This window comes from Hyphobacterium sp., from assembly GCF_965229905.1.
GTDB lineage: Bacteria > Pseudomonadota > Alphaproteobacteria > Caulobacterales > Maricaulaceae > Hyphobacterium.
Genome location: NZ_OZ245930.1, coordinates 390,894 through 406,279 on the forward strand (window position 1 = coordinate 390,894; position 15,386 = coordinate 406,279).

Genomic DNA, 15,386 nt, shown 5'->3' on the forward strand with positions numbered 1-15,386 from the left:
GGTGTGCGTGGAGACGGGAACGGCTTATCCTCGCCGCGGACACTTGACCTGCGGCGGCAGGATGATTTTTCCCGCGCGCCGTCGAGACAATGGGAATCGCGATGATGCATGACGATCTCCACGCGCTGATCAAGGATATGACATTTGGTGACACCGCCGCATGGCGGCCGCTCGCCGAAAAGGCGCTGCGCGGGGCGGATTTCGATGAGGCGCTTGTGCGCCACACAGCCGACGGCATTGCGCGAGGCCCGGTCTTCTTTTCGGCAGCGGCCGACGCATCGCTGGATGCTCCGGCACGCGACAGGTATTTGCCGTGGCAAATCCGGCAGACCTTCACCGAGGCGGATACCGGCGCGGCGAACGCTGCCATCCTGCGCGATCTCATGGGCGGAGTATCGGAAATCGGCCTGCTCATCGATCCGAATGGCGAATGGGGCGTGCCGGTCGTGTCGGCCGATGATCTCGACGCTGCGCTCGACGGCGTCGATATATCGATTGCCCCGGTCTTTCTGGAACCGTCCAGCCTCGCCGATCACGGGATGCTGGCAAAACGGTTGGGCGAGCGCCGCGCCAAAACGGGCGGGCTCGGACTGCCGCCCGACCATCCGGACATTGTGCCATTGGCCGGCGATTATCCCGATTGGCGGATTGCCAGCGTCGATGCGCGTTGCGTTCACGACTCCGGCGGCACGGAAGCGCAAGAGATTGCCTATGCCGCAGCAGGACTCGCCGAGATCATTGCGCAGTTTATAGATCAGGGCGGAAGCGCAGAGGCCGCGCTGGCGCATTGCGAGATCGCAATCGCCGTAGATGCCGATATCCATCTTTCAATATGTAAGTTGCGCGCCGCTCGCCTGGTGCTCGGCCAGATCGCCAAAGCCTACGAAACCGACGCGCCAGTTCGACTGCGTGCGGTGACCAGCGGGCGGATGATGACGCGGCAGGATCCGTGGACGAACCTGATCCGCCTGTCGGCGGCCGGATTCGCCGGCGCCGTGGGTGGTGCCGATATCATGACCGTATTGCCGGCCACCCATGCCCTCGGCCGGCCCGACCGGCGGGCGCGCCGGGTGGCGCGAAATCTCCACATTTTGATGCAGGAAGAATCGCATCTGGGCCTGGTACGCGATGCGGCATCGGGGGCTTATCTGCACGAAACACTGACGGCAGAGCTGGCGACCAAAGCGTGGGCGATATTCCAGCAGATCGAGGCCGATGGCGGATTTTCGGCATTGTCGAGTGATGCCGGCTTCGTAGCCGATGTCGGCAAGGCACGCGAACAGCTGGCCGAGCGCTACAGCCAGCAGGACCCGGCCATCATCGGTGTCAGCCGCCATGCGGCGCCAGATCTGCGGGAGATGCGGTATGAGCCTGGCGAGGTCGCACCCGCCAGCGATATGCGGTTTCCCGCCATGCGCCTTGAAAATGTTGCAGGTGCGGGAGGTGGCGCATGAGCCGGCGGATCGATTTTTCGCAGATTGAGCTCGAACGGAGCACGGCGCAGCCGGACAGTGGCGAGATTGCCTGGCATTCGCCGGAAGGCATTCCGATCCGCGACCGGTATGGGCCGGATAGCCGCGCGGAGCGTCTGGCGCAGAGCCTGCCCGGCGCGGCGCCTTTCATTCGCGGCCCCTACCCGACCATGTTCCTGCAGCGGCCGTGGACGATCCGGCAGTATGCCGGCTTCTCGACGGCACGCGATTCCAACGCTTTTTACCGGCGCAATCTCGCGGCGGGCCAGAAGGGTTTGTCGGTGGCCTTCGATCTGGCCACGCACCGCGGCTATGACAGCGATCATCCGCGGGTGGCCGGCGATGTCGGCATGGCCGGCGTGGCGATCGATTCCATCTACGACATGCGCGAATTGTTCGACGGTATCCCGCTCGACGAGATGAGTGTGTCGATGACCATGAATGGCGCGGTGCTGCCGGTCATGGCGCTCTACATCGTCGCCGCCGAGGAACAGGGCGTTGCGCCGGACCGGCTCACGGGGACCATCCAGAACGACATCCTCAAGGAGTTCATGGTCCGCAACACCTACATCTATCCGCCCAAGCCCTCGATGCGGATCGTTTCCGACATTTTCGCCTACACGGCGGAACATATACCGCGCTTCAACTCGATCTCGATCTCCGGCTACCACATGCAGGAGGCCGGCGCGCCGGCGGATCTGGAGCTCGCCTACACGATCGCCGACGGGCTGGAATATATTCGCACCGGCGTCGATGCCGGGCTGGATGTGGACCGTTTCGCGCCGCGCCTCTCCTTCTTCTTCGGCATCGGCATGAATGTGTTCATGGAGATCGCCAAGCTGCGCGCGGCACGGCTGTTGTGGGCCGGGCTCGTCAAGGACCGGTTCGCGCCGAAGTCCGACAAGTCGATCTGCCTGCGCACGCATTGCCAGACCTCGGGCTGGTCGCTGACAGCGCAGGACGTGTTCAACAATGTCGGCCGCACGATACTTGAGGCAATCGCCGCCATTGACGGTCACACCCAGTCGCTGCACACGAACTCGCTGGATGAAGCGCTCGCCCTGCCGACCGATTTCTCCGCCCGGATCGCGCGCAACACGCAGCTCGTGCTGGCTGAGGAGAGCCGTCTGATCGATGCGATCGACCCGTGGGGCGGCTCGCATTTCGTCGAGAGCCTCACACAGGACCTGGCTGCCCGTGCCCTCGGCCACATCCGCGAAGTCGACGAACTCGGCGGTATGGCCAAGGCGATTTCCGAAGGCACGCCGAAACTGCGGATCGAAGAAGCCGCGGCCCGCACCCAGGCGCGGATCGATTCCGGCCAGCAGACGATTACCGGCGTCAACAAATTCACGCTCGACGAGGACGAGGATGTACCGGTCCTGAAGGTGGACAATTACCAGGTCCGTAAGGAGCAGGAAGACAAGCTGGAGCGGCTGCGCCGAGAGCGCGATGCGGCGGCGCTCGAGGCGTCCCTGAATGCGCTGACGCGAGGTGCGGAACAGGGTGGCAATCTCCTCGCCCTGGCCGTCGAGGCGGCCCGCGCCAAGGCGACCGTTGGCGAGATTTCGTCGGCGCTGGAAAAGGTCTTCAACCGGCATGAGGCGGACATCCGGGTCATCAAGGGCGTTTATGCCGAGGCTGCGGGTGATAACGACAAGATTGCCCGCGCCAAGAAAGCCGCCAATGCCTTCAAAGCCCGAACCGGCGAGAAGCCGAAAATCCTGATCGCCAAGCTCGGCCAGGACGGGCATGACCGGGGCCAGAAAGTCGTCGCGTCGGCGTTTGCCGACATGGGTTGGGAGGTGATCATCGGCCCGCTCTTCCAGACGCCCGAGGAAGCCGCCGAGCTGGCGGATACAGAGAATGTGCATGCCGCAGCCATGTCCTCGCTGGCCGCCGGTCACCTCACCCTCCTGCCCGAATTGCGCAATGCCTTGCGGGATCGCGGCCGCGAGGACATGCTGGTGATTGTTGGCGGCGTGGTGCCGCCGGACGACATCGCCGTGTTGCGCCAGATGGGCGCGGCTGCCGTCTTCCCGCCGGGAACCGTCATCGCCGACAGTGCGTTGGATCTATTGGACCGTCTCGATCTCGCCGTCGCCAGCCAGGAGGCCTGAACATGCGAATTTTGATCCTTAGCTTGGCCCTGATGGCAGGTGCCTGCGCCAGTGGCCCGACTGTCTATGCGCCCGCAAATGGCAGCAATCGCGGCTATTCCGAACAGCAAATCGAGAATGACCGCATCCGCATCCGCTTCGATGGCGGGGCTGACGTCTCGTTCCAGGAGCTGGAAGATCTCGCGCTGCGCCGCGCAGCCGATTTGACGCTGGAACGCGGCGGCGACTGGTTCCGCGTAGTGTCACGCAGCCGCGACGGCGATTCCGAACGTCCCGTCTCGGTCGGCGGCAGTGTCGGCCAGACCTTCGGCAACAGCCGGTATTCGGGCTCCAGCGTCGGCCTTGGACTGCGGCTCAATCCGGGTGCGGGCGACAAGACGATTTTCCTGGAAATCGTGATCGGTAGCGGTACGCCCGCGAGCGCGCCGGACGTCTATGACGCCCGAGAGGTCATGCGCTGGCAGTCCTAGCCGGTTTTGGCTTTCGCCTGACCGACCCAGTCGTCCCGCGTGATCCGGCCGCGCGCGGTCAGCTTGTCGTCCCAGCGCTCAACGTCTTTCTTCGTCCAGGCAGCGATCTGCGCAAACGTGGTGACGCCTTCGGCCTTGAGCGCGTCCGAGGCCTTGGGACCCAGCCCTTTCAATTCGGTCAGATCGTCGGGCTTCGCCGGCGCCGCCTTGGCGGCGGGCTTCGGCGATGCCGTTTTTGGCTTGCCGGCCCTGGTTTTGGGCGCTGACGCGGACTTCGTAGCGGCCCCCGTCTTGACCGGCTCCGAAGCAGGCTTTGCCGCGGCGGATTTCGGCGTTCCAACGGCAGGCTTTGCCTGACTCGCCGTCTCCCGGTCGGCCTGGTTTTGCGCCACCAGCCGGGTCAGGCTGTCATTCTCGCGCTGTAATTGGCCGATCTGCTCTTGGGCATCGCGCAACGCCTTACCCGCTTCACCGGATGCCGACCATAGCCGCCAGCCCAGCGCCAGGCCTAGGCCGAAGGCGATGAACAGAAAAATCCAAACCTGCCAGATCAGCCACAGCATCTAGCCGTCTCCCTGCATTTGCGGTGAAAGTACCACGAGTTGATCCTGCTCCGCATTGACGGCGACGGCGACGTTCGCCGGATCAATGGACCGGGCTTCCAGCGCAGCCCGAACGGCGAGCCCCCTTGCCATCGCAAGCGCTTCCGCATCGGGATCGCCACCCACGACCGGCCGCACTGAGACCGAAAGGCTGCGCGCCGGGCATGCGCCAGCAACGGCTGCCAAGTGCTCAAGTGTTTGTTGGGCGCTCGCTGCGAGTTCCGCGCTGCCCGGATTGAAACGCAGCCGTCCCAGCATTCCCGCGGTGTCGAGAAGCTGCCGGCAATCAGCAATTGACCCGATTTCGCCGAATATTTCCGTCTCGGTCCTGACCCATCCGATCGTATGGAATCGTGCGGGGGCGGCGTCGATCGCGGAAAGCGCGTTCTCGGCCTGCTGCGCGTTCGTGGTCAGGCCATACAACACGATCGTGTCGCCATGGAGCCGGCCGGCGCTTTGATCCAGACGCGATAGCGCGGACAGAAGTTGAGACGCCGCTTCCACCCAACCCGCCGTCTCGCCGGCGTTTTCCCGCACCGAAATCCTTACCGAGGCTCGTGCTGGAAACAGGACGCTGGCCAGGCCCGCGATATCGTCGCGCGCGGTTTCCGCCGGGGCGATTCCCGAGAGCTCAAGCTCGCCATTTTCAAGCACCGCGATCAGCTGGCTGGGGGCTTCGCCTTCCTGTTCGACGGATTGGTCGATGACACGCGTAATGCCCCCCGCCAACCAGCCGCCGGCCCATTCGGCACTGTAGATCGCTTCAATCGCGGCCTCGTGAACCCCGTCATCAGGCCAGCGGCCGCGCAATGTTGCAACCTGACCGTCCACCGTGGCCCGCGCCCAGCTGAAGGATCGATCGTGGAGTGCGGCGTCGACCGCAGCCTGCAAGCGGCGCTCAAGCACGGAAGGGGCGGCTGCCGTCCAGTTGGTAACAAAGACCGCGAACAGCAGAAACACGGCCAAGCCGATCAGGAATGTGCGGCGGATGGGGGTCATGTCTCACTCGTTGGTCCGCAACAGGCTAATGCGAATCGCATCCTATCCAAGATGACGATTCGGCGGCAAAGAAAAAGGGCCGGAGCAAAAACTCCGGCCCCTCTTCTAGATTTGAATCCGACTAGCGGCGTGCCCGCAGCGTCAGACCGACCGTGCGCGGCTGGCCGAGGAAGGCATTGAACGAGCCCGGCTGGAACGGACCGTCAAACGCCACCTGGACATATTCCTCGTCGAACAGATTGTTGGCGAAGAGTTCAAGCGACCAGCTTTCGTCTTCCGCGCCGATTCCGAGGCGCGCATTGATGATCGCATAGCCTTCCTGAACCTTCTCCGGATCCAGGTCCGAACCAGTGTTCTGTTCAGACAGGTAACGGCCGTTCAGATGTGCGAGCCATTGCATGCCGTCGCCGAAGGGCTGGACGTAGCTGATCGAGCCGGACGTGTACCATTCCGGAGCGAGCGAGAAGTTCTGACCCGACAGACGGTCGACATCCGCCGTTCCGGTCGGAGCAAAGCTGTTATACGTCGCGTCGGCATAGGTCACGCCGCCTTGCAACGTCAGCCCCGGCACATTCTCCGGGAACCACAGCAGTTCGAATTCGGCACCTTGTGTCACCGCGCCATTGTTCAGCGATGTGACGAAGAATGCGATGCCGTTGAACGTGTTGAGCTGGAAGCTCTCGAAATCCGAGTAGAACAGGTAGAGGTTGGCCAGCAGCGTGTCGTTGGCCGCTTCGGTTTTGAAGCCGATCTCATAGGAGTTGACGATTTCCGGATCGAACTGCGCCGGATAGGGCGACGTTCCATTCAGGACACTGGTGAAGTTGACCGGCGTCGAGCCAGCCTGTGTGAACCGGTCGAGGTTGAAACCGCCAGCCTTGTAGCCGCGCGAATACGTACCATACATCAGGAAGTCGTCGTTGAAGCGATGCGACAGCGAGATCAAACCCGTCACTTCGTCTTCAGACAATGACTCGTTGAAATTGATGTTCGAATACACATCACGTGCGCTCGGCAGGCAGGTGAACGTTCCAAACTGGATCAGGCTGGGAACCGGAACACCGCTGCCGGCCGAAAAGCCTGCCAGGATCGCCTGGTTCTGGGCCGTCGAGAAATCCAGCGCCTCGCCAAAGACCGCTTCCCAGACATCACATGCCGGTGCGTTGGACGGCGAGAAATTCGCGGTGGCGTCCTTCTCTGTGTTGTTCCAGCGCAGACCGAAAGTCAGGTCGGTGTTTTCGCCGATCGCAAACGTGTTGTGGGTGAAGATGCCGAAAGTCTGGCCATCCTGCTCATAGCGGTCGCCGCCAGAGTTTGCGCTGCCGGCCGGGAAGCCTTGCCCCGGTGCCAGCGGCGTATAACCGGGAATAAAGGCACCGCCGAGACCGTTTGCGAGCGAAGTCACCAGCAGCGGGTTGCCGCCGCCAATCAGACCCAGATACGCTTCGAAGTCAGAACCGTACTGAATGGCATCGCGGCGCACGAGCTCTTCGTTCGAGAAGAAGACGCCGACCAACCAGTCAAGCCGGTCCGTTTCACCTTGAGCGCGCAATTCGAATGTCGAGTTGCCAAATTCGAACGAATTGAGATCTGGGTCGCGGTAGACGATGTCCGCCCCGGTGAAATCGGTGTCCTGACCGGAAACGATTTCATAATCGCGCGTCGAACCGATGGCCGTGAGTTCGAAATTCTCGAACTCGTAGACATATTCGAACTGGAAGCCGCCATCCTCGATGTCTTGAGTGGTCGCGCGATTGGACTGGATGACCCGGCTGAAGGGATCTTCAGCACCCGGTAGCGGACGCCCGCCCGGAACGAGGAAATTGATAGCTCCGGCGGTTGGGCCAGAGACAATGCTTGGCGCGCCGCAACAATTTTCGTCGCGGCTCGTGAAATCGCCCCGTAGAATCAGCTCGCCGCGTTCATTCAGATCAAACAGGACGGAACCGCGGACAGTCCAGAAATCCTGGTCGTTGTCTTCGCCCTCAGTGCGCGGGCCGCCAAAGGTTTGAACGGTCTGGAAACCGTCGCGATCACCGGTTGCAGCATACAGGCGGAAGGCCGCCTGATCCTCGGCCAAGGGGCCCGTCACACTGCCCGCAAGCCGATAGCCATCGGCCCCATCGGTGAGATAGGTTGCTTCGAGGCTCGCGCCGAACTCGAATTCAGGATCGGCAGTGACGATGTTGATGATACCGGCCGAGGTGTTTGCGCCAAACAGCGTTCCCTGCGGACCGCGCAGCACTTCGATGCGCTCGATTTCACCAAGATCACCGAAGCTAACGCCGTTACGCGCGCGCGGCACGCCGTCGATGACGATACCAACCGACGATTCTAGGCCCGGGTTATCTCCGACAGTACCGACGCCGCGAATGCGCGCCGTCGTCGAGTATTCGCTGGAGGTCGAGGTGACGTTCAGGCCCGGCGCTACGACGGCGAGGTCACGAATATCACGTACGCCCGAGTTCTGCAGCAGCTCGGCAGTGTAAGCGGTCACGGCCACCGGAACGTCCTGGATGCCTTGTTCCCGCTTCTGCGCGGTGACGGTAATGACGTCGACCGTCTGACGTTCCTGCGCAAATGCCGGGGCGGACAAGGCTCCGGCGGCGACAGCAGCCATCAGGACTGCACGGCTTGAAAATTTCATTAGAATTCCTCCCGGTCCTGGCGATGCCAGTTCTGTATGCGGACGTTTGCCGCTGTTTGATGTTGTAATTCTGTCCTATTTCATTCCGCCGCAAAAGACGGTCAGTGATGCAGACATGTTCCAAATCGTGCGCGTGGCGATATTTCCGGCCATTTTCGCCCCTATCGTTGCAGCAATGTCACATCAAGTGCCGATCAGGCATGCGCACTCGGCCGTTCCGCCAAAGCCTTCCGCCAAGCCAATAGGGACTGTTGATTCTCCGAGGGCGCCAGCTTCACCCATCCGGCGAATTCGACGGCGACGAACGCTGTGATATCCGCGACGGAAAATGCATCACCGCCAAGATAGACATGTTCGGCCAGACGACGATCCAGCGTCTCGAAGAACTGTTCGATACGCGCGCGGCCGCGTTCGGCGAGTTCCGGGATTTGCTGATAGTTCTTCGGACCGGTCAGCGCGCGACCTTTCAGCCCCGGCAAAGAATTTCGCACGATTTCGGCCATCGCCAACAAGCCTTCGAATTCGGCGATGGCATTCCATTCGGCGATGATCGCCTTTTCCACCGGCGATCGGCCCATCAGCGGCGGATCAGGCCGGATTTCCTCAATATACCGGGCAATCGATGCATTATCGCCGAGCACCGTCCCGTCGGGCAGTTTCAACGCCGGCACCGTGCATCGCGGATTGATCGCCCGGAAGGCATCGCCCAGTTGCTCGCCTTTGCGCAGGTCAATCTGTTCGGTCGGGACCTTCAGGCTTTTCTCGACCAACAGCATGCGGGCGCGGCGGGGGCTCGGCGCCGTCGCACAATCGTAAAAAACGTGATCCTGCATCATGAAAATGCTCCCGGCCGCTCGCGCGCCACATCAAGGCGGGATTCGATCGCCCGGCCCAGCACGGCAAGCCGATCTTCGCGGAATAGCGGCGCCCAGAGGCTGGAGGCATAAGGCAGGCGATGGATCTCCTCGCCCGCCTGTTGCCCGCTGGCGGTCAGGGGATTGAGCGTCCGTTCGGTGAAGCCCGATCGCATCACCAGGCTCGGATGGCCCGTGAAATTCGATATCAGCAACATGCCCGCCGCAAAGTTCGGACCGGCGATGACATCGCATTGCTGAAACAGATCGTGCATCAGGCCGCAGACTTCGCGCCGGAAGCGATCGACATTGAGATAATCCACCGCCGAGCGGAATCGCGCCCGCCGCCAGGTGTTGGGCCAGGCCTGCGGCTCCTGCCAGCGCAACTCATCGTCGCGGTTCGAGAGGGTGAGATCCTCGAAGGCTGCGGCCGCTTCGACCTCGATGACCGCACTCAACGCGCCGAAGGGCCAGTCAGGCAATTCCAGCTCGACGGTCTCGCAGCCAATGGCCCGGATGGCGTCCAACATCGCCCGGTCGGGCACAGACGCATTCTCAAAGGCTGCCGGCAGAAATCCGACGCGCAAATTTGCCGGTTCCGCCGTCCAGTCGACTCCGAACGGCGCATCGAGGCTCGAAGCATCGTTCGGATCATGGCCAATGATGGCGTCCAGGATCAGCGCGGCGTCGGCCACGCTGCGGGTAATCGGCCCGATCTTGTCGAGCGACCAGCACAGCGCCATCGCGCCGGCGCGCGATACCCGTCCGAAAGTTGGGCGCAGTCCGGTCGTCCCGCAGCGATGCGAGGGCGATACGATCGAGCCGAGCGTCTCCGTGCCGATCGCAAAGCTTGCCAGACCGGCGGCAACGGCCGAGGCCGAACCGGCGCTCGAGCCCGAAGATCCTTCCGCCGGATTCCACGGATTGCGCGTCAGACCCCCAAACCAGAGATCGTTGTAAGCGATCGCACCCGTGGTCGATTTGCCGAGCAGCACCGCGCCGGCCTCCGCCAGCGCGCTCGCCACGCGGGCGTCATCGACAGCGACCCGGTCCCGGTAAGGCGTCGCCCCCCAAGTGCTCGGAATGCCGGCGACATCGATGATGTCCTTCATCGCATAGGGGATGCCTTGCAGCGGGCTGGCGATTTCACTCCGCGCGAAAGCCGCATCGGCGCGGTCCGCGTCCGTCAACGCCCTTTGCGGCGTGACCGTAACAAAGCATTCCAGCCGGCCGCCGTGAGTGTCGATTCGTGTCAGATAGATCTCGGTCAATCGCCGCGAACTGATCGCCCCCGCTCGCAGCCAGGCCGCTTGTTGCCAAGACGGAGCGAAAGCGATGCCGACTTCCGACAAAGGGAGCGCCGGTACTTCATCAGGCGGTAGTGCCGCCCCGCCCTCAGGGAATGTGTAAGCCGTGCCGGGCTGGCGCGGATCGAAGACGGTCGCCGGCTGCAATGTGTTTGGCTGTTCGATCGCCCGCAGCCGCGCCATGTTGCCGGCCCAGTCGTCCAGACCGGTGACCATCTGCTCGATTTCCCCGGACGAGTAATCCACGCCGAGGAGATCATCGGCGCAGGCCAGCTGTTCGGCGGTCAGTCGCTCCTGCGATTCAGCCGATCCGGCCGACGCGGCCACGCCACTGGACACCAACAACCCCGCCAGTACATCGCGACGTGTCGCCCGCATTCCGTCCTCCTTCATGAACACGACATGATCAATTCATGCCAAGTTCACATCAAATGACCCAAATTCAGCCCGTATTGCCGCCGCAATCTGCCACATTTCATGGTTAACGAAAGTCTCGCGTCATCGCTTGGCGCGGGCTGTCCAATTCGAATTCCTTGGGGGAAATCATGGCTGCGAACGACATCAATCCCGTGGCAGGTCGCCAGTTTTACAACCCGGAAAGCGGGAATAATTCCCGTGTCCATGCGCTCGATGGCACGTTTGCGAACGGTCAGCACATCCAAGATTTCGACTTGCAGTTCTCCTTGTCTCGCGCCCGCCGCGATTTCGAGAATCTCAAAGCGTTTCGAAGGACTTCCGGTTGGGCGTTCGATGATCCCATCGACAATGAAAAGGCCAAAACATCGGGGAAGGGCATTGAACGTTCCGCGATCTATCCGGACTCGCACATCCTGACGTTCTCGGTCCTCGCCGCGCTGGTTTTGTTCGAAGGCCTTGCGAATGCGTACTTTTTTGCCGGCAGTTCCGATCTCGGCCTGCTCGGCGGCTGGCTGCAGGCCATCACCGTATCCTTCGTCAATGTCATCACGGCGTTCTTCGTGATCGGCTATCTGTGCCTGCGGCACCTGACAAACCCCCAGAAACGCTGGTCATTCGCAGCAGCGGTGCTCGGCCTGCCGGTCGCGATCGCCTTCATTGTCGTGTTGAACCTTGCGGCCGCGCATTATCGCGACCTGTTGGAGATTCACGCCGCCACGCTGGCGCTCGGTGGCGCTGACATCACCGGCGAACTGATCGCGCCCATCCAGCATCTCATTGCCGCGCCCTTCTCCTTCCAGACGCTTGAGGCCTATTTGCTGCTGACTCTCGGGCTGACCTTTGCCATCATCGCCGCCTACAAGGGGCGGACCTTCGACGATGCCATTCCCGGTTTCGGCGTCGTGCAACGCCGGGCCGAACGCTCGGCTCGCGAGTTGAACCGCGTGGTCAAGAAGGCAGCCGGCGGCCGGAACGCGCCCGAGGAACAAATTGCGGAAGCCCAGCTTCTGTTGATGGAAATGGCAGAGGATTTCGGATCGGCCCGTCCGCGGTGATCTGAGTGGGGGTGGGCATGAGCGGTCGCGACCTTCTCGGCGTATTCAATCTCATTGTTGTGGCAGGCGTAATTGGCGTTGTCAGCTATTTCGCGCTGACCCTGCGCCCGGCCGAATACGATGCCGACACGCTCTGTATTGCCGGGATCGTACCGCCGCACCGGGTGGTGATCATCGACAAAACGGATCTGTATTCCCGGCAACAGGCCGCTTTGATTGAGCAGACCATTCTTGATGAACGCGATGGACTCGCCGTCGGCGAGCGTTTGTCACTATTTGAGCTCAACGAGACGGGCCGGCTTGCGGATACCAATGAGTTTTCATTGTGCAATCCCGGCAGCGGCGACCAGGTCAATCCCCTTTACCGCAATCCGGAGCGTATACAGGCGCGTTATGAAGCTCTGTTTGACGCGCCACTTCAGCAAGCGCTGTCTGATCTCGTAGAGCCGAAAGATGCGCCGCAAAGCCCGATCCTTGAGGCATTGGCGGAGCTGACCCTGGAGCCATCAATGGCGCAGAGCGTGCCCGGTCGGCGAATCGTGCTGGTCAGCGACATGCTTCAGAACTCCGATATTTTCACCGTGTACGGCCGGTCCCGCGGTACGCTGGACGAGCGCCTGCCACCCGTCGCCATGGTCGTCGACACAATCCGCGAGCGATACGGTCTCGGCCTGGCCGGCGTGACAATGGACATTCATCTTATCGAGCGTAGCGGTTGGGAAACCGAACAGAACGGTCTGCTGCGCGCCTATTGGACCAACATTTTCAATCAGCTCGGCGTCGCTGTGAGCTGGCGATCATTGCCAGCCAGCGCACTGGCCTAAGCGGACCGGGACCTATTCCGAATCATCCGTGACCGTCCGGAACTCGACGTCAGTTTCCGCGATCAACCAGGTGATCGCCGCCCAGGCCGCAACGTTTTGTGCTAGCGCCTCGGGATCGATTTTGTCGAACGTGTCATCCGGCGTGTGATGAAGATCGAAATAGTCCGTGCCGTCCTGCGTCAACCGGAAGACGGGCACACCACGTGCGGCGAGCGGAATGATATCCGGTCCGCCGCCACGGGACGCGCGGCTGCCCCGAATAATGCCCAGGGGCGAGATGATCCGCTGGGCTTCGTCCATGAAACGCGTGCCCTCTTCGCCGGTACCGGATGTCAGCGACCAGACGCGGCCGGCACCAAAATCGGATTCCGACGCCATCACGATGTTCGGTACATCGGCTTCATTGTCGCTGGCGTAGGCGAAAGCGCCCAGTAGGCCAACCTCTTCGGCCCCGAACAGTACAACGCGAATCGTCCGCCGCGGCGCGCGCGGCAGCTGATCGATCAGGTGGGCCGCGGCGGTGACGATACCGACGCCGGCACCGTCATCAACCGCGCCGGTCGCTTCGTCCCAGCTGTCGAGATGGGCACCGATCAGAACGACTTCTTCCGGTCGTTCGCGCCCCGGGATCTCGGCCACAACATTGCCGGACTGGCGATTACCGCGCCACCCGGCGACCACTGAAAGGCTGACCCGGACGGTTTCCCCCGCTTCATGGATTCGCTCAATTTGGTCGGCATCGGGGGCTGACAGCGCGACGGCTGGGATGGACGACCAAACCCGCCTTTCGGTGAAATCCGGGTGCTCGCTTTCGAGATAGTCGATGACGGCTTGCGAATGCGTACCGCTGGCGACGGTATCCGCGCGTGGCGTACTCATCATGCCGGTGTGCGGGAAACGATGAGAATCGGTGCCGACCGAGCGGATCATGACGCCGGCCGCGCCGCGGGCTTCGGCTTCAAGCCAGGCAAAGCGGCGCTTGTCATTGGCCGGCCCGTATCCGGCTCCGGTCATGGCCCGCACCATCCGGTCATTGACGTAAGCCATGCGACCCTCAAGCGATCCGTCGAAATCGCGCAGGGCGTCGAAACTGTCGAAGAACACGATTTCTGCGTTCAGACCACCCTGAGGTGTGGCCGCCGAACCGCCCAGTGCGGAGGCAAGCATCGGTTGCGGGAAAGGTGTAATGATTGCTGCGCTTATCGGACCCCTATTCCAGAACGGCATTTCGAATGGCTCGACACGAACGTTGGAAAAGCCGAGCTCCGTGAACATCTGAACCGCCCAATCGCGGGCACGGGCTTCCTGTTGCGAGCCGCCAAGCCGCGGGCCGACTTCCGTCGTCAGAGACCGCACGATTTCGTATCCGGTATCGGATGCGAGGCCCATCTCCATGAGCTGGCGTGCCGTGTCGGCTTCGCGCTCGCTGATCAGATCGTCCTGGACGGCAATTGCCGGGAAGGAAGCCAAGAGCGCAATGGCGGATGCGAGACGAACGAACATGCCGGAAACTCCCCGAAAGCGGTTGCGGGGCGAAAGCTAACCTGCACTTCGGAGCGTCTCAAGTTGTGGCGGCATGTTCATTTCCCGCGAAAGCGGCTTATATCGGGGCTGGGCGAGAGGAGCGTGACAGCATGATCGAATTGACGATTTCCGGGCGAGCCAAGGATCTGGGAGGGTTTTCCGTCCGCCGCCTTATTCCGGTCGCCAAGAAGCGCCTCGTCGGCCCGTTTATTTTCTTCGATCACATGGGACCGGCCACTTTCGAGCCCGGCAAAGGTATTGATGTCCGGCCCCACCCGCATATCGGATTGGCGACGGTCACCTATCTGTTCGACGGTGAGATGGATCACCGCGATACCATAGGCATTCATCAGACGATCCGCCCGGGAGATGTGAACTGGATGACGGCCGGCCGGGGCATTGTCCATTCCGAGCGCACCGGAGAAGCGGCGCGGGCCGCAGGCCATCACTTGCACGGCATTCAGACATGGGTCGCCCTGCCCGTCGAACACGAAGAGGCCGAGCCCTCCTTCCATCATCACACGGCAACAGAACTGCCCGAGATCGAGCGCGACGGTGTGCGGATGCGGCTGATCCTTGGCGAGGCCTATGGCGAGACCTCGCCAGTGAAAGTGTTTTCCCCGATTTTTTATCTGCATGTCGAAAGCGATGCCGGGTCTATCTTCAAGCTCACCGATGAGCATGAGGAGCGCGCAGTCTATGTAGTCAGCGGCGAGGTCGAGATTGACGGTCTGCTGTTCGGCGAAGGCGAGATGATCGTTTTGGACAATGAAGCCTCCATCGGGATCCGAACCGTGAAAGATGCCGTCCTGATGCTGTGTGGGGGCGCTTCGCTGCCCGGCGAACGGCACATTTTTTGGAATTTCGTGTCGAGCCGGAAAGACCGGATCGAGCAGGCTAAGCACGACTGGCAGTCGTCGGCCGATGCCGGTTTCGAGAATAGCGTCTTCGCACTACCATCGGATGAGTCCGAGCATATTCCGCTCCCGGATTGATCGGGCGACGGTTGGCCCTGCAGTTGCACCAGGAGAATAGACTTGATGCCGGCGTCCGGGTCTTTTAGTGAGGTCCCCTAAACCGGCGCACACGTGCAAC

At 62.1% G+C, this 15,386-nt stretch carries 12 protein-coding genes; 6 read left to right on the top strand and 6 right to left on the bottom strand.

The window, feature by feature from the left end; all coding sequences use genetic code 11:
• Positions 1–104 precede the first annotated feature (104 nt).
• The 3 genes from ACO08C_RS02000 to ACO08C_RS02010 are packed head-to-tail and all read left to right on the top strand — an operon-like array spanning position 105 to position 4,062.
• Positions 105–1,454 (top strand): methylmalonyl-CoA mutase family protein, encoded by a 1,350-nt coding sequence (locus tag ACO08C_RS02000; RefSeq protein WP_421787076.1) that lies wholly within the window; start codon positions 105–107, stop codon positions 1,452–1,454.
• Positions 1,451–3,592, top strand: coding sequence for a methylmalonyl-CoA mutase (gene scpA, locus ACO08C_RS02005; RefSeq protein WP_421787078.1), 2,142 nt, complete (start codon positions 1,451–1,453; stop codon positions 3,590–3,592). Before ACO08C_RS02000 ends, scpA begins: the two co-directional genes overlap by 4 nt.
• Before the next feature lie 2 nt (positions 3,593–3,594).
• Positions 3,595–4,062 carry a CC0125/CC1285 family lipoprotein gene (locus ACO08C_RS02010; protein WP_421787079.1) on the top strand — a complete coding sequence of 156 codons (468 nt, stop codon included), beginning with the start codon at positions 3,595–3,597 and terminating at the stop codon, positions 4,060–4,062.
• On the opposite strand, the gene ACO08C_RS02015 is transcribed toward ACO08C_RS02010, so the two are convergent.
• From ACO08C_RS02015 to ACO08C_RS02035, 5 genes are all read right to left on the bottom strand, one after another.
• Positions 4,059–4,625 carry a hypothetical protein gene (locus ACO08C_RS02015; protein ID WP_421787081.1) on the bottom strand — a complete coding sequence of 189 codons (567 nt, stop codon included), beginning with the start codon at positions 4,623–4,625 and terminating at the stop codon, positions 4,059–4,061. The genes ACO08C_RS02010 and ACO08C_RS02015 overlap by 4 nt on opposite strands.
• Positions 4,626–5,663, bottom strand: coding sequence for a hypothetical protein (locus ACO08C_RS02020; RefSeq protein WP_421787082.1), 1,038 nt, complete (start codon positions 5,661–5,663; stop codon positions 4,626–4,628).
• A 121-nt stretch (positions 5,664–5,784) separates the two neighbouring features.
• Positions 5,785–8,310 carry a TonB-dependent receptor gene (locus ACO08C_RS02025; RefSeq protein WP_421787084.1) on the bottom strand — a complete coding sequence of 842 codons (2,526 nt, stop codon included), beginning with the start codon at positions 8,308–8,310 and terminating at the stop codon, positions 5,785–5,787.
• Positions 8,311–8,504: 194 nt separating this feature from the next.
• Positions 8,505–9,146, bottom strand: coding sequence for a glutathione S-transferase family protein (locus ACO08C_RS02030; RefSeq protein WP_421787086.1), 642 nt, complete (start codon positions 9,144–9,146; stop codon positions 8,505–8,507).
• On the bottom strand, positions 9,143–10,849 hold the full coding sequence (locus ACO08C_RS02035) for an amidase (RefSeq protein ID WP_421787088.1): 1,707 nt from the start codon (positions 10,847–10,849) through the stop codon (positions 9,143–9,145). Before ACO08C_RS02035 ends, ACO08C_RS02030 begins: the two co-directional genes overlap by 4 nt.
• 167 nt (positions 10,850–11,016) lie before the next feature.
• On the opposite strand from ACO08C_RS02035, the gene ACO08C_RS02040 reads away from it, so the two are divergent.
• Both ACO08C_RS02040 and ACO08C_RS02045 read left to right on the top strand, forming a co-directional pair.
• On the top strand, positions 11,017–11,943 hold the full coding sequence (locus ACO08C_RS02040; RefSeq protein ID WP_421787090.1) for a hypothetical protein: 927 nt from the start codon (positions 11,017–11,019) through the stop codon (positions 11,941–11,943).
• 17 nt (positions 11,944–11,960) lie between these two features.
• Positions 11,961–12,767, top strand: a complete 807-nt coding sequence (locus ACO08C_RS02045; protein ID WP_421787091.1) for a hypothetical protein — start codon at positions 11,961–11,963, stop codon at positions 12,765–12,767.
• A gap of 12 nt (positions 12,768–12,779) precedes the next feature.
• Here ACO08C_RS02045 and ACO08C_RS02050 read toward each other — a convergent pair whose 3' ends face one another.
• A complete protein-coding gene (locus ACO08C_RS02050; protein ID WP_421787093.1) occupies positions 12,780–14,270 on the bottom strand; it encodes a M28 family peptidase in 1,491 nt (496 codons plus the stop codon).
• 131 nt (positions 14,271–14,401) lie between these two features.
• Here ACO08C_RS02050 and ACO08C_RS02055 point away from each other — a divergent pair, with 131 nt between their 5' ends.
• The gene (locus ACO08C_RS02055) at positions 14,402–15,286 is read left to right on the top strand and encodes a pirin family protein (protein WP_421787095.1); all 885 of its coding nucleotides are present in this window, start codon (positions 14,402–14,404) and stop codon (positions 15,284–15,286) included.
• The last annotated feature ends 100 nt before the right edge of the window (positions 15,287–15,386 follow it).